The following is a 19,862-nucleotide window of genomic DNA, read 5'->3' as shown; positions in this document are numbered from 1 at the left end:
GAGCCGTCTAAGGGCCGGGAAAGCCTCGCAAAAAGGCCAGCGGAGGGCTTCCGAATGGCTCGATAGGTTACGCTCGCCCCCCGACCCGCGCGAATCCCCCGCCGTTCAACTCAGCGCGTAATAGCGCACGAAATTGCCGTCCGGCTTGCGCTCGCCCACGCCGATGAAGACATGGCGAGTCATCCAGTCATATTTGCCCTTGCTCGTCTCGAAGGTCGGCTGCGCGCGCAGATAATAATCCTCATGCGCCACCGGCTCGCCGCCCTCGAACGCCCAGGCGCGCAGCCTGGCCATCGAGTCCGGCTTGCGGCCCCAGAGATAGCCCCGGTTCTGCATGTAGATGATCTCGCCGTCGTCCGTTTCCAGCAGGTAGCGGGCATCGAACACCGCCGTGTCATCATCGCGGAAATGAGCATAGTCGCCGCCCGAATTGGGCACCGCTCGCCCGCGCAGGCGCGGCCCCTCGAAATGCCCCTCGTCCACCAGCACGGCGGAGCGGAAGCCGCCATTGTGGACATTGGGCACCGCGAAGACGCGCGTGAACATGAGGCGACACTCGAAGGCGAATTCGAGCACGGGATGATCGAGAGTGGAATAGGTCATGGCTCGGCTCCTGTGTCGGCAGTCCCGGATAGCGCTCCTGCACTCACCCTCTCAATAATTGGAGAGGATGGTGAGCCCCGGCGTGTCCAGCGGCAGCCCGCGCTTCTGCTTCTCCAGTTCCTCCGCGCGCGCCTTGCCCTGCAGGTCGATCAGATAGGCGTGGATGGCGTCCACCTGCGCCGGGTCCAGCCGGTCGTCCCAGCGCGGCATGCCGTTGGGCAGCAGCAGCCCTTCCAGCACGATCTGGCGGAAGGCCTTGTGCGTGCCTTCGCTCATCCGCCGCAGGTCCGGCGTGATGGAGCGCGGCTGGTTGGAATGGCAGAGCGCGCAATTGGCCATGAACAGCTCCATGCCCTGCGCGATGGTCTGCGGCGTGACGCCCGGCGCCTGCGCGGGCGGCGGCGGCGCGGGCTGGAGCGGCGGCAGTTCCTCGGGAATCCGCACCGGCCCGCCATCGAGCCGGAAGACGAGGATGCGCCCCGCGTTGCCTCGGCTGTAGGCGGCCGAATATGGCGGCACATAGGGAAATCCGCCTCCGCCCCAGGCCGCCATCACCGCGACATATTGCACGCCGCCCACCTTGTAGGTCATCGGCGCGGCGAGGATGGAGGTGCCGGTGTCGATATCCTTGAGCAGCTTGCCATTCGCACTGTCGAACACGCGCAGATGCCCGTCGATGCTGCCCTGGAAGACGAGCCCGCCCGCCGTTGCCAGCGCGCCGCCCCGGTCCTGCCAGCCGGCCGTCCTGCGCGCCCATTTCGTCTTGCCGGTCAGCGGATCGATGGCGCGCAGTTCCGTGCTGCCGGGGTTCTCCTTCACCCAGGCCATTTCGGGCCGCGCCTCGATGGCGGCGCGCAGCGGCGGCGGCAGCGTGGGCAGGATGGCGAGCAGGTCGGAGGTGAACAGCAGCGCCGCGTCCGTGTTCAGCATCTTGCGCGCCACCGGCTTTTGCCCCGGCGTCATGAAGATGACGTTGCCCATGTCCTGCACCGCGCCGATGTAGAGCCCGGTCTTCGGGTCATAAGCGGCCGGATGCCAGTTGCGCGCGCCGGGCGTGGCGGGAAAGATGATCTTCGGCCCGTCCGTATAGTCGGCGCGCTCGGGCGTCAGCCGGGGCCGCCCGGTCTTCATGTCGACGCCGTCCGCCCAGTTCACCCGCACCAGCGGATTGGCGCGCAACAGTGTCCCGTCGCGCCGGTCGAGCACATAGAGGAAGCCGTTCTTGGGCGCATGGAGCACCACCGGCCGCTCCTCGCCATCCACGGTCATGCGCGTGAGGATCATCGGCGCGGTGGCGGTATAGTCCCAGTTGTCGCCGGGCGTTTCCTGATAATGCCATTTCAGCCGGCCGGTCTTCGCATCGAGCGCCACGATGGAGGAGAGGTAGAGATTGTCCCCACCCTTGGGGCTGCGGCGCGAGGTCGCATAGGGGCCGCCATTGCCGGTGCCCACCAGCACGAGCCCGGTCTCGGGATCATAGTTGATCGCGTCCCAGGGCGCGCCGCCCCCGCCGATGTCCCAGCGGCTCTGCGGGTCCCATGTCTTCACCGCCGGCTCGAGGTCGGGATGGTCCTGCGGGCCCAGCGCCGGGTCGCGCGGCACCACGAAGAAGCGCCATGCGCGCTTGCCCGTGTCCAGGTCGAAGGCGGTCACCGCCCCGCGCACGTCATATTCCGCGCCCGCATTGCCGATGACGACGACATTGCCCGCGATTTCCGGCGCGCCGGTCGAGGTGTCGCCGCGCGCACGGTCGACCACGATGTCGCTTTTCCAGACGACCGCGCCGCTCTTCGCATCCAGCGCGTACATCCAGCCGTCGAGGCTCGCGACATAGACCTTGCCGCGCGCCACCGCGACGCCGCGATTGACCATGTCGCAGCAGACCGTGCGATTGACCTGCATGTCGATCTCGGGCTCGAAGCGCCACAATTCGCGCCCGCTCGCCGCATCGAAGGCATAGACGCGCCCGGCGACGCCGCTCGTGTACATCACGCCGTCGATGACCACGGGCGTCGCTTCCAGCCCGCGCCCGGTGCCGAGCGCGGCTTCCCAGGCAAGGCCGAGCCGGTCGGCATTGCCGGTGTCGATGTCGGTCAGCGTCGAATAATGGGATTTGCCGATGTCCCCGCCCGGCGTCACCCAGTCCTGCCCCGCGAGCGGCCCGCTGCCCGATCCGCCGTCCGCGCCGGAGCAGGCGGCCAGCGTCAGCAGGCACATGGCCCCGATCAGCCCTAGGGCTAGCCTTGGTCCTCTCATCCCCTCCCCCGATCCGCGCCTGCGGGCGCATTCTTCTCTTTCGGCTCGACGATCGTGCCCTGCCTCGCCGGGTTTTCCCGGTCGCGAACGGCAGGGCGTGCAGCTCACGGCACCCGGGCCGCGAGCCAGTCTTGCAGCGCCCTGGGAGGCGCCGCGTGTTTCATCCGGTCAGGCCGCGCGCACCGGCGCGTCGACATACATGGCCTTGATCTCGAGATAGGCCATCAGCCCGTCGACCCCGCCCTCGCGGCCGATGCCGGACTGCTTGTAGCCGCCAAAGGGCAGGTTCCAGTCGACCTTGAGGCCGTTCTGGCCGATGCCGCCAGTCCGCACGCGCCGGGCGATGTCGAAGGCGGCTTGCGGGTCCTTGGTCAGCACCGAGCCGGAGAGGCCGTAGACGCTGTCGTTGGCGACGGCGATCGCTTCCTCCTCGTCCTCCACGGGGATGATGCTGAGCACAGGCCCGAAGATTTCCTCCTGGGCAATGCGCGACTTGTTGTCGACATTCTTGAACAATGTCGGCTCGATGAAATAGCCCTGGTTGAGGTGCGTGGGCCGGTTGCCGCCCGTCACCAGATCGGCGGTCTTCCTGCCTTCCTCGATATAGCTTTCGACGCGCTCGAGCTGCCGCTTCATGGCGAGGGGCCCAAGCTGCGTCGCGGGATCGTCGGAATAGCCGATCTTCACGTTGCGCATCTCGGCGGCGATGGCGTCGGCGATCTCGTCCTGCCGGCCGCGCGGCACGATGAGGCGGCTGAGCATCGCGCAGACCTGACCGGAAAGCAGCGTGATGGTGTTGGTCATCAGCTTCGCGGTTTCCTCGGCGCTGAAATCGTCCCGCACGATCGCGGCGGACTTGCCGCCCAGCTCCAGCGTGCAGCGCGCGATGCGCTCGCCGCAGACGCTGGCGATGCGCCGGCCCGCGAGGGTGGAGCCGGTGAAGCTCACCTTGTCCACGCCGGGATTGCAGACCAGATGGTCGCTTGCCTCGCGATGGCCGCAGACGAGATTGACGACGCCCGCCGGCACGCCCGCGGCATCGCAAGCTTCCGCGATGATATAGGCTTCGAGCGGCGTCTCGGGCGAGGGCTTCATGATGACCGTGCAGCCGGTGATAAGCGCATTGGCGAGCTTGGACGCCATGAGCGCATAAGGGGCGTTCCAGGGCGCGATGGCGGCGACCACGCCGACCGGCTCATAGGCGAGATAGGCGGCCGCGGCGGCCTGCGTCTCGCGCTGCTGGATATAGTCGAAGCTGGCGCCGACCTTGCGGATATTGTCGAACTGGACAGTGCCCGTGGCCGCCATGCCGGGCGCGAAGGTGGCGAGGCCACCCATCTGGGCGGTCCAGGCGCGGGCCAGCTCCGGCTCGCGGGACCGCAGATGCGCGGCGATCTTCTCCATGACGGCATTGCGCTCGGCGACGCTCATCCGGGGCCAAGGCCCCCGGTCGAAGGCCTCGCGCGCGGCGGCGACGGCGGCATCCATGTCCGCGTCATCGGCTTCAGCCACGGCGCCGACCACCTGCTCGCTGTTGGGGGAGACCAGCTCGATCATGCGGCCGGAATGCGCCGCGCGCCATTCCCCGCCGATCCACAGTTTGTCGGGATGCTTCACGAAGACGCCTTCGGGGTTCAGTCCTGGCTGGGCCACGCTCTCTCTCCTGCATGCGGCCACCGCCTTGCTGGCGGACAGCCATGGTCCCATGTCGCTTCAGGCACGGGATTCGATGGGTCGAATGCTAATCATCGGCGCTTGCGCGGCGCAAGTGCAAACATCGCCGGGAACGACGATTTGTTGACTTTGTCTGGCCGATCGCGGGAGGAGCCGCCGGCAGGTCGCGCCGTTCAGCCGTCCGCCATCAGCGCGTCGACCGCGCGGCGGCTGAGCGTGATGAGCTGCGTCACTTCCGCCTCGGACAGCGCGGCGCGGATCGGCTGCTCGATCTGCCGGCCCAGCGCGGCAAGGTCCGCCATCACGGCCTCGCCCGCCCCGGTCAGCCGCAGCGCATTGCGGCGCCTGTCCTGCGTGGAGCGCTGCCGCTCGGCGAGGCCGCGCTTTTCCAGATCGTCGACGATCGCGACCACGATGGATTTGTCCGTCCCGATCTCGCGCGCGATCTCGGTTTGCGAGCAGCCCGGATTGGCGGCGATCAGCGCCATGGTGGAGAAGGTGCCCGAGCGCAGGCCGAACGGCTCGAAAGCAGCCACGATGCGCGTGGTGAGCATGTTGCGCAACAGCCGGATCGTCGGGCCGATGCTTTCGCCCAGCATGCCGCGATTCATGCCCGGCCCGATGCCCGCATCCGGCGCACGGGCCTCGGCTGCACCGGGCTGGTCCTGAAGCGGCTCGGTCATGGCATTGGTCCCCATTGACGCGCGACGGCGGCGCGTTGCTGCAAAACTGACCATGCGCCCATTCAATGGTTGAGTTTCACAACCATCTTGACTTGCGCACTTGAGCCGGTTCACAGATGTGTCCGGAAAAAGTCAATAGCGGCGCATGCGCGAGTCCCGTCCTGGGCAGGCCGCGCGGGACGCGCGCATGAGAGAGGACCGCCGGAATGATCGTCGTCAATCAATTGCACCCTCTCTTCTTCGGCGAGATCGTCGGAGCGGACCTCACCGCCGAGCCCAGCGAGGACCTGCGCGATACCGTTCAGGATGCGATGGACCGCCATGCCGTCTGCGTCGTGCGGCAGGGACCGATCACCGATGAGCAGCATATCCGTTTCGCGCGCCTGTTCGGTCCGCTCGAATTGCCGCCCGGCTATGGCACGCGCCCCACAGGCCGCATGGCGCCCGAGCTGTTCTTCGCGGGCAATCTCGATCTGGAAGGCAATATCAAGCCCCTCACCCCGGCCAACCAGAATGTCGCCAAGGGCGCCGAACGCTTCCATGCCGACAGTTCCTTCAATCCGCTGCCGTCCAAATGGTCGATGCTGCGCGGTGTCGAATGCCCCCCGCCCGAGGTCGGCGGCGATACGCTGTTCGTGGACCTGCGCGCGGCCTATGACGATCTGCCGCCGGAGATGAAGGCCCGCGTCGACGGCATGACCGGCATCCATGATTTCTGGCTCGGCCGCAAATATGCGGGGCTCGAAGTCACCGAGGAGATGCGCGCGGCGATGCCCATGCCGCCGGTCCATCATCCGCTGGTGCGCGAGGCGCCGCTCGGGCGCAAGGCGCTGTTCGTCGGCGGCCATTGCGTCGGCGTGGTCGGCATGGACCCGGAGGAAGGCCATCGCTTCGTCGAGGAACTCTACGATCATGTGACGCAGCCCCGCTACGTCCATCGCCACCACTGGCGGCTCGGCGACATCGTGATCTGGGACAATCGCTTCGCGCTGCACGCCGCGACGCCGCTGGAAACCGACAAATATCGCCGCGACATGCGCCGCGCCACGATCAACGAGAGCGGCGAGGAAATCGATGCCTATGAGTATCGCCGCCGGCAGGAAAGCGCGCAGGCCTGAGGTCGATGCCGCCGCGCGGGCCTCTCTCAGCGCGGCAGATAATCCGGCGCCATCGCGGCCTCGATGGCGGCATGGCGCGCTTTCACGGAGTCGATGAACTGCGGATGGGTGATGACATAGAGCTTGTTCGCGCGGATGGCGTGGAGCGTCATGTGCCCCACCTCCAGCGGATCCAGCCAGAAGGGCGCGCCGCCGGTGTCGGCGGGCAGCGCGCCATGCGGCTCGCCCCTCGTGCGGAACGGGCTGTCCACCCGGAAAGCGGCCGGGCGATTTTCTTCCGTCTGCGCGATGTTGGTGGCGACCGGCCCGGGGCAGACCACGCTGGCGCCGATGGCGAGGCCCTTGGCTTCCAGCTCCAGCCGCAGATGCTCGGTGAGCGAGATCACCGCCGCCTTGGTCGGCGCGTAGATGCCCCGCGTGAGCCGGGCGCTCATCACCGCGCCTTCGGACGCGACATTGACGACATGGCCGCCTTTGCCATGCGCCTTGATGCGCGGCAGCCCCGCGACGAGCCCGTTCGCCACGCCGATGAGATTGACGCCCACGCCCCAGTCCCAGTCCTCATGCGTGGCTTCATCGACGGGCCCCGCGATGCCCACGCCCGCATTGTTGACGAGGATGCGCAGCGGACCGAGCCTTGCCTCGGCCTCGTCCAGCGCGGCGGCGAAGCCCGGCCGGTCCGTCACGTCGAGGCGGAAGGCAGCGAAGCGGTCCGCCCAGCCTTCGCGCGCCGCGACATCGCGCGCCTGCGCCAGATGGTCCTCCCGCAGGTCGCAGATCGCCACCCGCGCGCCCTGCGCCGCCAGCGCCCGCGCGATGCCCAGGCCAATCCCGCTGCCGCCACCTGTCACGAAGCTCATCGCACCGGAAACGCTTTCCATCATCCCTCCTGTCGACGCTCGTCGTTCACCCGCATTTCTCATGACCGGGAAAGTGAAAAGTCAACGCAAAAAGGAAATTAGTCGATGGCTGTCGATCTTTATCATGGCGAACCGGGGTCAAACAGCCTCAAGGTCCTTCAGGCCATTCACGAGAAGGGCGTTCCCTTCACCAGCCATTATATAAACCTGACGAAATTCGAGCAGCATGATCCGGAATATCTCAGGATAAATCCTGCCGGACAGGTGCCGACACTTGTGCATGACGGGCGCGTTCTGACCGAATCCACCGTCATCAACGAATATATCGATGACGCCTTCCCCGGTCCGCCGCTCAAGCCGGCCGATCCGTACGATCAGGGCCTCATGCGCATCTGGACCAAATATGTGGACGAGGTGTTCCGCCCCTCCCTCTCCTTCCTGGCCTGGCATGCGGTCATCCCCGGCCTTGCCGGCGCCATGCCCGAGGGGGCGTTCGAGGAACGGCTCGCCCGCATCCCCCTGAAGGAGAAGCGCGACAAATGGGCGCTGGCGGCGAGCGGCGGCTTCACCGAGCGCGAGCTGGAGAGCTGGCGGCACAATCTCGCCGAGGTGACCGACAGGGTCGAGCAGGCGCTCACCGGCCATGACTGGCTGGTGGCGGATCGCTTCAGCCTTGCGGACATCGCCGTGTTCGCCATGGCGGTCTCCATGCCGCGCAGCCATGGCCATCTCTGGAATGCCGAGCGCACGCCGCATGCCATGGCATGGCTGGAGCGCATGAAGGCCCGCCCCGGCGTGGCGGCCGCGCTCGCCATGCCCAATCACACCAGCTTCGCGCGGGCAGAGGGCTGAACGACGCGGCAGTGCCGCCCGAGTTACGAAAATACGCCCCGACCGTTGCCGGCCGGGGCGTGTCCAGTGCTCCTCGGGTCGCCTCGTCAATCAGGTGAAACGCAGGGCCATCCTGCGGCGGCGCAAGGTCGCGCCGGCCATGGCGGCCAGACATTTCGTCATCACAAATTCCCACATTCCGTAACGGACCCTCGACGACGGCGGGCCAGGAGCGGCGCTGATCGACCTCTTGCCATGACCGGCGATGTGGCGCGTGCTGCAAATTGCTGCAAAGCGCGGAATATTGCGCGCTCGCGGTGCCGCCGCTGCTGCGAGCGGTCAGCCCACGCGGCCCCGCTCGCAACAATATTACCAGGAAGCTGCGCACCACAGAGGATATCTGCGCCGTATACGATCGATTGACTCTCGATATTAACGAGGCCGATGATAGAGCTGCGCCGACGGGTGGCGGGGAACCAGACCAGAAGAATGTCGACACACAAGAAGCTTGTCGGTTGGAAAGCGATTGCCGCCTATTTCAGTCGGGACAGGAACACGGTCGCGCGCTGGGCGCGGGAGCGGGGTCTTCCCGTTCATGTCATTCCCGGCGGCAAGCAACGCTCGGTCTTCGCCTTCGAGAATGAATTGAGGGACTGGGCGATGCGCAACTTCGGCAACGACACCACCACCGACGAGACTGCCGCCCCCACGCCGCCCGCTGCCGCTGTCCCGCTTGCTCCGGCACCCATCCCCCCGCGACCCGAGTCCACCGGTGCGCTCCCCCCTGAAAACCCGCGTCTGCCGGCGCGGATCCTCGCCCGGCTTCGCGCACTTGGCCCCGGCCGGCGGATGCTGGGCGTCGGCGTGGCGCTGTGCGTCATCGGCGGCGCCTCGCTCTTCGCCATGGGCGGCGGCGCGGAGGCGCCGCGGTCCGCCTTTCCGCAGGGCGCGCAGGCGAGTGCGGACTTTATCGCGGCGCGCGATGCCTGGGCGCGGCGGACCCCCGCCGATCTCGACCGGGCGATCCAGCTCTACGAGAAGGTCATCCGCGCCGAGCCGGGCTTCGCGCCCGCGCGCGCCGGTCTTGCCGAGGCATGGCTCATCCGGCGCGAATATGGCGCCGTCACGGACGCGCGGGCCTATGGCGCGGCCCGCATCGCGGCGCAGAAGGCGATCAGCCTCGATCCCGGGCTACCCAGTGCCCACCGCGCGCTCGGCTTCATCGATTACTGGTGGGACAATGATCCGGCCGGCGCGGTCAGCGCTTTCCAGCGCGCGCTCGCCCTGGACGACCGGGACGGGCAGACGCATTTCTGGTTCGCCAACATCCTTGCCGATCTGGGGCAGGATGAGGCCGCCGAGCGCCATTATGCGCAGGCGCGGCTGCTTTCGCCCGGCTCCGTGCCGATCGCGATCGAGCATGCCTGCGCCCAGTGGCAGGCGGGGCGAGACCAGCGCGCGCTGCAGCTTCTGGAAGCGCTGCGGGCGCAGCATCCTGCCGATCCCACGATCCGCAATTGCCTGAGCTGGGTGCATATCGGCCTTGGCGACATGGCCGGCGCCGCGCAGGCCTATCGCGAACTTGCCACATTGCGCCGCGAGCCCGATCTGCTCGCCCTCTCCGCCCGGCTCGACGCGGCAGTGAAGCAGGATCCTGCCACCGCGCACCGCGTCCTCATCGAGGATGCCCGCCGCGAGATCGCGCTCGGCACCCGCCGCATCCGGGAAGTCCCCGCTTTCTACGCCTCGGCCGTCGGCGACCGGGCGGAGATGCTCGGTCTCCTGCACGAGGCGGTGCTGCTCGGCGAACGCTGGTACTCCCAAAGCGTCACACGCCGGATGGAAGCGAAATGGCGGCACGACGCGGAAGTCACCCGGCTTCTGCGCCAGCTCCGCGCCCCGCCCCCAAGGCTCGGCCCGCTTTAGGGCTGATCGAAAGGAAAGGAAATGCGCGCATGAACAGGCGCTGGTGGATGTCACCCGGGGAAGCCACCTGGTCGATCCTCGTGCGCCTGTCGCTCGCCGGGGTGTTCATACCGGAAGGGTTGCAGAAGCTGGTTCACCCGGACGTTCTGGGTGCTGGGCGGTTCGCCCGGATCGGCATTCCCTATCCCGATTTCTTCGGCCCCTTCGTCGGATGGGTCGAACTGGTCGCCGGCATGCTCTTCCTGCTGGGCTATGCCACCCGGATTGCGGCAGTGCCGATCATCATCATCATGATCGTCGCGATCGTCTCGACCAAGATCCCGATCCTGCTCGGTAGGGAATGGGGCGGTTTCAGCCTGCGCGAATTGGACAGCTATGGTTTCCTGAGCTTCACGCATGAGACGCGGACGGATTGGGCCATGTTGCTCGGGGCCCTTTACCTGCTGCTGGCGGGCGGCGGTCGCTGGTCGCTCGATGCGCGCGCGGGGAAGCGCCGGGGCCGATCGACACGCCGTTGATGCGAGGCGGCCATCCCGGGCTGTCGTGACCCGAGGCCGCCGCTGAAAGCCCCCAGTCCCTTTCCGGAAAGCGCGCCTCTCAGATCGCGATCACGCAGCCCGACCAGCCCGGCAGTTCCCCTTGCCCCGCGCCGCCCACGCTGGTCAGCGGGGCAGCGTCGCGGGGGGCGCTGGCCGGCCAGGGCGCCGGCTCCGCGCCCAGATTGAAGAGGCAGAGCAGGCGCTTCTCGCCGAAACTGCGCTCGAAGAGGAGCACGTTGCCGGCGGCGCGGCGGAAGCGGATGGCGCCCCAGCGCAGCGCGGGATGATCCTTGCGGAAGGCGAGCAGCCGGCGGGTGAGATGCAGCAGCGAAGCGGGGTCGCGCGCCTGCGCGTCCACCGCCAGCGCGGCATGGTCAGGCCCCAGCGGCAGCCATGGCCGGGCCGTGGAGAAGCCGCAATACAGCGCATCGCCTTGCCAGGGCATCGGCGTGCGCGCGCCGTCGCGGCTCAGCGTGAGCGGCCAGTTCGCGATCGCCTCGGGGTCCTGCAGGTCCTCGAAGGCGATGTCGACCTGCGTGAGGCCCAGTTCCTCGCCCTGATAGAGGAAGATGTTGCCGCGCAGGCAGAGCAGCAGCAGCATCTTCATCGCGGCGAAGCGCGCGCGCGCCATCTCATCCGCGTCCTCGGGCAGCCAGCGGGTGACGGCGCGCGGCGCATCGTGATTCTCGAAGGCCCAGCTCGGCCAGCCCGTGTCCGCCCCGTCCGGCCATTGCCCGAGCGCCCCGGCGACGGCATCGGGCGTCAACGCGGGCGCATAGAGGAAATCGAAGCCATAGCTGGTGTTCAGCCGCCCCGCCCCGCGCGTGTAGAGCTTCATCTCGCGCAGCGCGTCGTCCCCGCCGATCTCCGCGACAGTGAAGCGGTCGTCATATTCGTCCATCAGCGCCCGCACCCGCTCGATGAAGCGGGGAATGTGGCGATGCCCCTGATTATGCACGCGGCGCTGGAAATCGAACGGGCGGTTGCGCGCCACGGCCGGATCGGGATGCGGCGGATTGGGGCGCAGGCGGGGGTCGTGCATCAGGAAGTTGAGCGCATCGAGCCGGAAGCCGTCCACGCCCCGCTCCAGCCAGAAGCGCGCGACGTCGAGCAGCGCCTGCTGCACATGCGGATTGTGCCCGTTGAGCTGGGGCTGTTCCTTGAGGAAATTGTGAAAATAATATTGCCGCCGGCGCGCGTCCCATGTCCAGGCCGGGCCGCCGAACACGCTTTGCCAGTTGGACGGCGGCGAGCCGTCCGGCTTCGCGTCCGCCCAGACATACCAGCCGGCATGGTCGCCGTCCCGGCTCGCGCGGCTCGCCATGAACCAGGGGTGCCGGTCGGACGTGTGCGCGAACACCTGGTCGATGATGACGCGCAGGCCCAGCGCATGCGCCCGCGCCACCAGCGCGTCGAAATCGGCGAGCGTGCCGAACAGCGGATCGACATCGCAATAGTCCGCCACGTCATAGCCGAAGTCGCGCATCGGCGAGGTGAAGAAGGGCGAGAGCCAGATGGCGTCCACGCCCAGCCCCGCCACATGGTCGAGCCGCGCGGTGATGCCGGGCAGGTCGCCCACGCCATCGCCATTGCTGTCCGCGAAGCTGCGGGGATAGATCTGGTAGATCACTGCGCCCAGCCACCAGGGCATGGCGGCCGGGTCGCGCCGGCTGACGGGCAGGTTCCGGCCACTATCGACATTGGCATCGGCGACGGCGGAAGAAACGGGCGGACGGGCGGGCGCGGGGTGATTCATGGCCGCAGACTGCATCGTTGCGCCGCCCTGTGCAATCGGGCGTGGAACGGGGCTTGAGCGCCTCCTCCCCCGCCCTCTAGAACGGCTTCACAGGATGCAGGAGAGGCGCATGCGATTCAGGGACAAGGCCGTGCTGGTGATCGGCGGCAACAGCGGCATCGGGCGTGCCGCGGCGCAGGCATTCGCGGCGGAAGGCGCCCATGTCTTCCTCACCGGCCGCGCGCAGGCGACGATCGACGAGACCGTGGCCGCCATCCCCGGCGCGCGCGGCTTCCAGGCGGATATCGCGCAGCTCGGCAGCGGGGCGCAGGCGCTCGCCGCGATCCGGGACGCGCATGGCAGGCTGGACATACTGTTCGTGAATGCCGGCATCGGCACCTTCGCGCCCGTCGCGAAGGTGACGCCCGCGCAGTGGGACGAGGTCCACAATGTCAATCTGCGCGGCTGCTTCTTCGCGGTGCAGGAAGCGCTGCCGCTGATGGGCGAGGGCGGCGCCATCGTCATCACCGGCTCGATCGGCTCGGTCGCCGCCGTGCCGGGCAATGTGATCTATGCGACGGCCAAGGCGGGCCTGCGCGCCGCTGCCCGCACGCTGGCGGCGGAGCTGGTCGGGCGCGGTATCCGCGTCAACATGGTGAGCCCCGGCCCCACCGAGACGCCGATCATCAACCGCACCGGCGGCGTCCCGGCCGAGGCCGTGCCGGGCCTGCGCGAGATCATGACGCAGGCCGTGCCGATGAAGCGCATGGGCACGCCGGAGGAAATCGCCCGCCCGGTGCTCTTCCTCGCATCGGACGAGGCGAGCTTCATCACCGGCATCGATCTTTATGTGGATGGCGGCTGCGTGGAGCTTTGAGAGCGCGTCCACGCGCGGGCGCCGCGAGGAAAAAGTTGGGAAGGGCTCACGACCAGGACAAGTAGAGCTTTGGGAGCGTGGTTCATCGGGGCCGCGATCCCTTCCCGGCCTCTCCACGGAGAGGCAAAGGTTGAACGGTCAGATCGACAGATCGATCCCCGGCGCGTCGTCTACCGGAATGTGCGGGACGGGCCCCGCCTCCGCCCGCTGCGCATCCGTGCCGGCGCGTTGCAGCGTGCGCAGCAGGAACTGGCCGAACGGCCATGCGCCGAGACCCGAGGCGGCATTGATGTGGCCCACCGCGCCGGCATCGGCGAAGCGGCTGCCCCAGAACTGCGCCAGTCGCCGCGCCCGATGCATGCGGATATAGGGATCGTCATGGCTGCCCACCACGATCGAGGGGAAAGGCAGCGGGCCGCGCGGCGCGGGACCGAAGGGCTTGAGCCGGCTGTCCGTCGGCGCGACGTCCACTTCCGGCGGAGCCACCAGCAGCGCGCCGATCACCGGTTCGCCATAAGCGGGCCGCTCCAGCGCCGCCCACCAGGCGACAGCGTGGCAGCCGAGGCTGTGCGCGACGAGGATCACGGGCCGCCCGGCGCGGCGGATGGCGAGGTTGAGCTGGTTCACCCAGCCGTTGCGATTGGGCTTCTCCCAGCTGCCCAGTTCGGCGCGCGCGCAATCCTCGAGTTCGCGCTCCCAGATGCTTTGCCAGTGGGTCGGGCCGCTATTGCCCAGTCCGGGGACGGTCAGGATGAGCGGCGTGCGCGCCGCGGGGTCTGATGCAGGGGCCATTGGTCAGTCTCCTTGTGCAAGGGGGCATGGCGACCAGTCGACTCGGCATACGTTCCGGCCATGATCCGAAGCTAATGTCTACTTCTTCAATTGACAAGTCCACCTCGCCGCGCCTGCGCCACGGCTGACGGCATTGTCGGACCTCCGCGCCTCTCGCGCGGGTCATGTCGCCGCGCATCTTGCCCTGCCCGCGCCGCGCCACCATCTGTGAGCCCTCATCCCGCTCTTTCGAGGAATGCCCATGTCAAAGGCTGCGTTGTTCACGCCCCTGTCCGTTGGCGATCTGCCGCTGCGCAACCGCATCGTCATTGCGCCGATGTGCCAATATTCGGCGGTGGATGGCTGCATGACCGACTGGCATCTCATCCATCTGGGGCAGCTTGCCATGTCCGGCGCGGCGCTCCTCACCATCGAGGCGACGGCCGTGGTGCCGGAAGGCCGCATCAGCCATGCCGATGTGGGCTTGTGGAATGACGAGACCGAGGCGGCGATGGCGCGCACGCTGGAGAGCATCCGCCGCTGGTCGGACATGCCGGTCGCGGTCCAGCTTGCCCATGCCGGGCGCAAGGCCTCGACGGAAGTGCCGTGGAAGGGCGGTCACCAGTTGCCGCCCGCCGATCCCAATGGATGGCAGACGCAGGCCCCCTCGCCTTTGGCGTTCGCCGAGGGCCAGACGCCCCCGCTCGCGCTCGACCGGGAGGGGCTGGCGCGCGTGCGCGATGCCTTTGCGGAGTCCGCCCGGCGCGCGGCGCGCATCGGTATCGATGCGGTGCAGATCCACGCCGCACATGGCTATCTGCTGCACCAGTTCCTCTCGCCCCTCTCCAACCGGCGCGATGACGATTATGGCGGCAGCCTCGAGAACCGTATGCGCTTCCCGCTGGAAGTGTTTGACGCCGTGCGCGCCGCTTTCCCGGCGGACCGGCCGGTGACCGTCCGCGTGTCCGGCACGGACTGGGTGGAGGGCGGCTGGACGAGCGAGCAGACCGTCGCTTTCGCCCAGGCGCTCGAAGCGCGCGGCTGCGCGGCGATCCATGTCTCCAGCGGCGGGCTCGATCCGCGCCAGGCCATCCCCGTCGGTCCCGGCTATCAGGTGCCGCTGGCCCGCGCGGTGAAGCAGGCCGTGGCCATGCCGGTCGTGGCCGTCGGCCTCATCACCGATTTCGAGCAGGCCGAAGCCATTGTCGGGACCGGCGATGCGGACCTCGTCGCCATCGCCCGCGCCATTCTCTACGATCCGCGCTGGCCCTGGCACGCCGCCGCGCATCTGGGCGCGCAAGTCACTGCCCCGCCGCAATATCTGCGTTGCCAGCCCCGCCGTTATCCCACGCTGTTCGGAAGCTGACGCATCGGCCGGGCCGGGCGGTGAGCGCGGCGCTATCCCGCAACCCCTGAATCATGTATTATCCCCCAGCCGTGGAACGCGGCACGGCGTCTTCCGCGGGGGAAAGGCGGATGAAGAGGTTCTGGAAGGCCTGCGTCCTGGGGGGAACGGCGCTCACCCTCGCTGGCTCGGCTCATGCGCCGCATATCTCGCCTGCGATATTGGCAGCGCTCGATCCCGGGCGCCTCGCCGCGTTCATGTGCGGCTCCCGGGCCGTGGGCACGGCGCTTGCTCGCGAGTTGCTCATCGCCGCGGCAGTCGCGGCGCCGATGGACCAGCTCCGGCCCATTCCCCTCTATCCGGATCTTGCGACATCGCCCTTCCGGGTCACGACCGCTGCTCCCGAGGCGCAGCATTATTTCAGCCAGGGCCTGCTGCTCACTTACGGGTTCAATCATGCTGGCGCCGTGCGCTCGTTCCGCGAGGGCCAGCGGCTTGATCCGGATTGCGCGATGTGCTGGTGGGGCGAGGCCGTGGCGCTCGGTCCCAATATCAATGCGCCGATGGAGGAACGCGACCGACCGGCCGCGCTGGCGGCGATGGAGCGGGCCATGGCGCTGCGCGCGCGCACCGCGCCGCATGAGCGAGCCCTGATCGAAGCGCTCGCCCAGCGTTATTCGCCCGATCCCGGAGCCGATCGCGCGGCACTGGATGCCGCTTATGCCGATGCGATGCTCGCCGTCGCCCGGGCCTTCCCCGCGAATGATGATATCGCTCTGCTCGCCGCCGAAGCGGCCATGGACACCACGCCCTGGAATTACTGGGAAGCCGACAAGCGCACGCCCATCGGCCGCGCCGGGGAAGCCGTCCGTCTGGTCGAGGCCGTGCTGCAACGCGATCCCGCGCATGTCCAGGCGGCGCATCTCTACATCCACCTCATGGAAGCCAGCGATCCGGCGCGTGCCGAAGCGGCCGCCGACCGGCTCGCCACGCCGCGCGCGCCGAGCGCGGGTCATCTGGTCCACATGCCCGGCCACATCTATGCGCGGCGGGGGCGTTATGCGGAGTCGATCCGGGTGAATGTCGCTGCCGTTCGGGCGGACGAAGCCTTCATCCGGGATACGGACGACCGGAGCCTCGTGCGCTACGGCTATTATCCTCACAATATCCATTTCATCGTCACTTCGGCCCAGATGAGCGGCGACATGGCGACCGCCATCCGGGAAGCGAAGCGGCTGCGCGCCGTGCTCGATCCGGAAACCTCGGCCAAGATCGCCTGGATCCAGCTGATCGATGCGGCACCCTATCAGGCCTATGCCCAGTTCGCGGAGGCGCGCGCGATCCTCGCTTTGCCCGAGGCCGACGCGCGGCTGCCTTATGCCGTCGCGATGCGGCATTATGCGCGTGCGATCGCCTTTGCCCGGATGCAGGACCGGAAAGGCTTCGATCGCGAAATGGCGGCGCTCGCCCGATGGTCCGCGTCCGATGCCTTTGCGGACATGGTCGCGCAGGGCGTCCCCGCGCCCGATCTGCTGGCGCTCGCCCAGGCCGTGGCGCAAGGCCGCTTCGCCGATGCGCAGGGGCGCCATGGCGAAGCTGCGAACCATTATCGCCGGGCCATCGCCATCGAGACGACATTGCCCTACACCGAGCCATCCTACTGGTATTATCCGGTCAGCCAGTCGCTCGGCGCTGCCCTGTTCCGGGCCGGGCGCCATGACGAGGCGGCCGACGCCTTCCGCGCCGCGCTGGTGCAGACGCCGGGCAATGGCTGGGCGCTCTACGGCCTGATGCGCAGCGAAGCCTCGCAAAGCCACCGGCTGGAGGCGGCCGCGGCGAAACAGGCGCTCGGCAAGGCATGGCAGGGGGACAGGCGCTGGCTCCGCATGGATCGCCTGTGACGCGTTGAGGGCTGCCTTGATCCTCGCCCCGCCGCCCGGACCGGCGCGCGCGTCAGGCCGGCGGTGTGCCCTGCTCGCGCGTCGCCAGCCAGATGACATGCTTGTCGCCCCGGCCGTTCTCGCCGGTGCGCATGCTGATTTCCTCCACGATGAACCCGGCATCCTCAAGCTCGTCGGCAAAGCCGGGATCGGGATAGCCAGACCAGATCGCCAGCACGCCGCCGGGCCGCAGCGCGGCGTGGCACATGGCGAGCCCTTCGCGCGAATAGATCCGGTCGTTGGGCACGTGGATGAGCCCGTCCGGCCCGTTGTCGACATCCATCAGGATCGCGTCGAAGTCCTCATGGGAATGGACGATCAGGTCGTACACGTCGCGGATCGTCACCGTCACGCGTTCGTCCTGCAGCGCGTCGCCAAACAGATGCGCCAGCGGCCCCTTCGCCCATTCGAGCACGGCGGGCACCAGTTCCGCCACGACGATGCGCGCGCTAGCGGGCAACGCGGCAAGCGCGGCAACGAGCGTGAAGCCCATGCCCAGCCCGCCGATCAGCATCCGGCTGTCCGGCGTGGCGATGCGCTGGCAGGCCAGCGTCGCCAGCGCCCGCTCGGACCGGCTGGCCCAGCTCACCATGAGCTGGATGTCGCCATATTCGATCGCGAAATCCTTGCCGCATTGCCTCAGCACCAGCTGGCCGCCGCCGGGAATCTCCGCCGTGTCGATCAGCTCGATCGGCTGCGCGCTCGCCTCTGCCAGATTGCCGGGCGCACTGCTCATGCTTCACCTGCCGTCATGCTGGATTGTGTGGGCAAGGCCCCCTTCGGCGTGGCATGAACGGCGCAATGGCGCCTGCGGCCGGCTCTGCACAACTGGCTCATCAATCATCCTGTCAGGTTGATATTGCGCGCGGCGTCAGCCGGATGGCCTTCATCAAGCGGCGATACGCATCGCCCATGCGCAGGTCGGAGGCGGGGAGACAAGGCAATTGCGGCGACCGGTCCACGATTGCGCGCGAAACCGGCGCCGCCACTGCGGTTTAGGGCTAATCGACATTTAGATGATGGCGTGGCGAAAATGGTGATTTCTCGGGACCCGGCGCGCAGCGTACTCAAGGTACGTGAGCACCGGAAGCCCGGGAAAGCGCCATTCGCAGGCCGCCAGCGCTGGATGCCGATGAGCCCTAGAGATAGGATTTCGGCATCCGGCAGACGTACAGTGAGGACCGCACCACGGGCGTCTCGATCAGGCGCGTCTTCATGCCCCGCCGAAGCGCTTCGGTATCCGGCACATTGTTGAGCACGACCCGCGTGCCCCCCGATGTCAGGGGCTCGATCACGGAGATGCCCAGATCCTGCTTGGCGCAATAATCGGTCACTTCCGCCACGGAAGCGTTGATGGCGATCGCGCGGCTCATGCGAACGAAATCCCGAGGATGCGGCGGCCGCCGAGCTGCTTCTGCGGCCCAGGAAGGCCGTTCACCGCGTAGGGATGGGCGTCTATCCGGCGTCCGATCGCCCGCGCGGTCTCGCGCGATTTCCGGCGGCTCTGGCCGCAGTCGGAGAACTGGGCCTGCAGCAGCGCGAGCTGCTGGTCGTGCAAAAGTCCATTGAAATCTTCCATCAGGCATGTCCCGATCAGCAAGCGGGAGCGCGGATGGTCTCTCAGTTGCGGCGAAAGCTTGCGGAGCGGGTTCGCGGCAATGCGGCCTTATGGCACAGGCGCGGCGTCCTGTCGCCGCAATTCGTGCCGCCCGGCCCGCGGCAAGGCGCCGTGGCCTGCCGCCCCAGAGCCCGGCGCGTCACCTCGCAGAGCCGCACGCGCCAGGGCGGCATGGACAAATCCCGAGGTCGTGGCGGCCACCACATCTCTTCACGCATGACGTCCTCCCGGACCCTGATCCGGGAGCCCGCTGCCTTGAAAGATCGCCGGATCCAGCCGGTTTGGGAAACCGACCGAACAAAAGGCGGACGCGACAAGCGCGCCCGCCTCCTCCCACATAATCAGTGCGCATCGACCGCCGGCCGATGGCCTTCTTGCAGCATTGTTCCCCCGGTCGGGCCAGTTCGTGACGACTCATCGCTGAACCGGGGTCGATGATTCCACAACCAGCGCCACGGTCAATGTCGTCGCCTCCCGGCATGTCCTGCTTTGGGACAGACCGGCCTCGCGCCAGCCTCCCACCCCAGGCGGAAACGCAAGGCCGCCGCGCGGGATCAGCTCTGGCGCACGGAGGGGCTGCTTGTGTCAAGCACGGTCTCCATCGCCACATAGGTCGACGTGCTGGCGACATGCGGCAGGCTGGAGATCTTCTCGCCCAGCACGATGCGATAACGGCGGATATCGGCGGTGCGGACCTTGAGAAGATAGTCGAAACTGCTCGCGATCATGTGGCATTCCTCGACTTCCGGGATGCGACGGACCGCCCGGTTGAACTCCTCCAGCGCGGCCTCGCGGGTGTCGGAAAGCTTCACTTCGGTGAAGGCGACATGATCGAGGCCGAGCCGGCGCGGATCGATGATCGCCCGGTAACCGCGAATGACGCCGGTCTCCTGCAGCTTCCTCACGCGGTTCTGGCAGGGCGTCTTGGAGAGCCCGACCTGCGCAGCGAGCTCGGTGATGGGGATCCGTCCGTCCCGCAGGAGAATGTCCAGTATCTTGCGGTCAAATATGTCAAGATTCGCCTGATCATCCGAAGATTTCATGACTTTTGCCCTGATAAAGGCCTGCATGCAGGCAATATGACTG

Annotated in this window: 18 protein-coding genes; 7 read left to right on the top strand and 11 right to left on the bottom strand. The window is 67.9% G+C overall.

From position 1 onward, the window contains the following. Window positions 1-105: 105 nt before the first annotated feature. The 4 genes from HNP60_RS03405 to HNP60_RS03390 form a co-directional block, all read right to left on the bottom strand. Complete coding sequence (locus tag HNP60_RS03405) at window positions 106-603, bottom strand: DUF3237 domain-containing protein (RefSeq protein ID WP_184150224.1); 498 nt, start codon at window positions 601-603, stop codon at window positions 106-108. A 51-nt stretch (window positions 604-654) separates the two neighbouring features. Next, window positions 655-2,820, bottom strand: a complete 2,166-nt coding sequence (locus HNP60_RS03400; protein WP_184150221.1) for a PQQ-dependent dehydrogenase, methanol/ethanol family — start codon at window positions 2,818-2,820, stop codon at window positions 655-657. Window positions 2,821-3,027: 207 nt separating this feature from the next. Next, window positions 3,028-4,512 (bottom strand): aldehyde dehydrogenase family protein, encoded by a 1,485-nt coding sequence (locus tag HNP60_RS03395; protein WP_184050791.1) that lies wholly within the window; start codon window positions 4,510-4,512, stop codon window positions 3,028-3,030. A 194-nt stretch (window positions 4,513-4,706) separates the two neighbouring features. Then, window positions 4,707-5,216 carry a MarR family winged helix-turn-helix transcriptional regulator gene (locus HNP60_RS03390; protein ID WP_184150218.1) on the bottom strand — a complete coding sequence of 170 codons (510 nt, stop codon included), beginning with the start codon at window positions 5,214-5,216 and terminating at the stop codon, window positions 4,707-4,709. Window positions 5,217-5,422: 206 nt separating this feature from the next. Between HNP60_RS03390 and HNP60_RS03385 the strand changes: the two genes are divergently transcribed. Next, window positions 5,423-6,334: a TauD/TfdA dioxygenase family protein gene (locus tag HNP60_RS03385; RefSeq protein ID WP_184150215.1), complete on the top strand. Its 912-nt coding sequence runs from the start codon at window positions 5,423-5,425 to the stop codon at window positions 6,332-6,334. 26 nt (window positions 6,335-6,360) lie between these two features. Here the strand turns inward: HNP60_RS03385 and HNP60_RS03380 are convergent, their stop codons facing one another. Further along, a complete protein-coding gene (locus HNP60_RS03380) occupies window positions 6,361-7,215 on the bottom strand; it encodes an SDR family NAD(P)-dependent oxidoreductase (RefSeq protein ID WP_184150212.1) in 855 nt (284 codons plus the stop codon). A gap of 84 nt (window positions 7,216-7,299) precedes the next feature. On the opposite strand from HNP60_RS03380, the gene HNP60_RS03375 reads away from it, so the two are divergent. From HNP60_RS03375 to HNP60_RS03365, 3 genes are all read left to right on the top strand, one after another. Next, window positions 7,300-8,046, top strand: a complete 747-nt coding sequence (locus tag HNP60_RS03375; RefSeq protein WP_184150209.1) for a glutathione S-transferase family protein — start codon at window positions 7,300-7,302, stop codon at window positions 8,044-8,046. Window positions 8,047-8,514: 468 nt separating this feature from the next. Further along, window positions 8,515-9,951, top strand: a complete 1,437-nt coding sequence (locus HNP60_RS03370; protein ID WP_184150206.1) for a tetratricopeptide repeat protein — start codon at window positions 8,515-8,517, stop codon at window positions 9,949-9,951. A gap of 29 nt (window positions 9,952-9,980) precedes the next feature. After that, a complete protein-coding gene (locus tag HNP60_RS03365) occupies window positions 9,981-10,469 on the top strand; it encodes a DoxX family protein (RefSeq protein ID WP_184150203.1) in 489 nt (162 codons plus the stop codon). 79 nt (window positions 10,470-10,548) lie between these two features. Here the strand turns inward: HNP60_RS03365 and HNP60_RS03360 are convergent, their stop codons facing one another. After that, on the bottom strand, window positions 10,549-12,141 hold the full coding sequence (locus tag HNP60_RS03360) for an alpha-amylase family glycosyl hydrolase (protein WP_184156842.1): 1,593 nt from the start codon (window positions 12,139-12,141) through the stop codon (window positions 10,549-10,551). A 214-nt stretch (window positions 12,142-12,355) separates the two neighbouring features. Here HNP60_RS03360 and HNP60_RS03355 point away from each other — a divergent pair, with 214 nt between their 5' ends. Further along, a complete protein-coding gene (locus tag HNP60_RS03355) occupies window positions 12,356-13,102 on the top strand; it encodes an SDR family NAD(P)-dependent oxidoreductase (RefSeq protein ID WP_184150200.1) in 747 nt (248 codons plus the stop codon). 138 nt (window positions 13,103-13,240) lie between these two features. Here the strand turns inward: HNP60_RS03355 and HNP60_RS03350 are convergent, their stop codons facing one another. Then, on the bottom strand, window positions 13,241-13,894 hold the full coding sequence (locus HNP60_RS03350; protein WP_184150197.1) for an RBBP9/YdeN family alpha/beta hydrolase: 654 nt from the start codon (window positions 13,892-13,894) through the stop codon (window positions 13,241-13,243). Between the two features lie 241 nt (window positions 13,895-14,135). Here HNP60_RS03350 and HNP60_RS03345 point away from each other — a divergent pair, with 241 nt between their 5' ends. Continuing rightward, complete coding sequence (locus HNP60_RS03345; RefSeq protein WP_184150194.1) at window positions 14,136-15,239, top strand: NADH:flavin oxidoreductase/NADH oxidase; 1,104 nt, start codon at window positions 14,136-14,138, stop codon at window positions 15,237-15,239. Window positions 15,240-15,349: 110 nt separating this feature from the next. Then, on the top strand, window positions 15,350-17,119 hold the full coding sequence (locus tag HNP60_RS03340; protein ID WP_184150191.1) for a tetratricopeptide repeat protein: 1,770 nt from the start codon (window positions 15,350-15,352) through the stop codon (window positions 17,117-17,119). 52 nt (window positions 17,120-17,171) lie between these two features. Here HNP60_RS03340 and HNP60_RS03335 read toward each other — a convergent pair whose 3' ends face one another. The 4 genes from HNP60_RS03335 to HNP60_RS03320 form a co-directional block, all read right to left on the bottom strand. Continuing rightward, a complete protein-coding gene (locus tag HNP60_RS03335; RefSeq protein ID WP_184150188.1) occupies window positions 17,172-17,894 on the bottom strand; it encodes a spermine/spermidine synthase domain-containing protein in 723 nt (240 codons plus the stop codon). Window positions 17,895-18,297: 403 nt separating this feature from the next. Continuing rightward, window positions 18,298-18,531, bottom strand: coding sequence for a hypothetical protein (locus HNP60_RS03330; RefSeq protein WP_184050811.1), 234 nt, complete (start codon window positions 18,529-18,531; stop codon window positions 18,298-18,300). Beyond that, window positions 18,528-18,737, bottom strand: coding sequence for a hypothetical protein (locus HNP60_RS03325; RefSeq protein WP_184150185.1), 210 nt, complete (start codon window positions 18,735-18,737; stop codon window positions 18,528-18,530). The genes HNP60_RS03330 and HNP60_RS03325 overlap by 4 nt, the downstream gene beginning before the upstream one ends. Window positions 18,738-19,330: 593 nt before the next feature. After that, a complete protein-coding gene (locus HNP60_RS03320) occupies window positions 19,331-19,819 on the bottom strand; it encodes an Lrp/AsnC family transcriptional regulator (protein ID WP_184150182.1) in 489 nt (162 codons plus the stop codon). Window positions 19,820-19,862: the final 43 nt, after the last annotated feature.

Source organism: Sphingobium lignivorans, from assembly GCF_014203955.1.
Taxonomy (GTDB): domain Bacteria; phylum Pseudomonadota; class Alphaproteobacteria; order Sphingomonadales; family Sphingomonadaceae; genus Sphingobium; species Sphingobium lignivorans.
The sequence above is the reverse complement of the archived record's forward strand: the minus strand, read 5'-3'. Positions and strand labels throughout refer to the sequence as shown.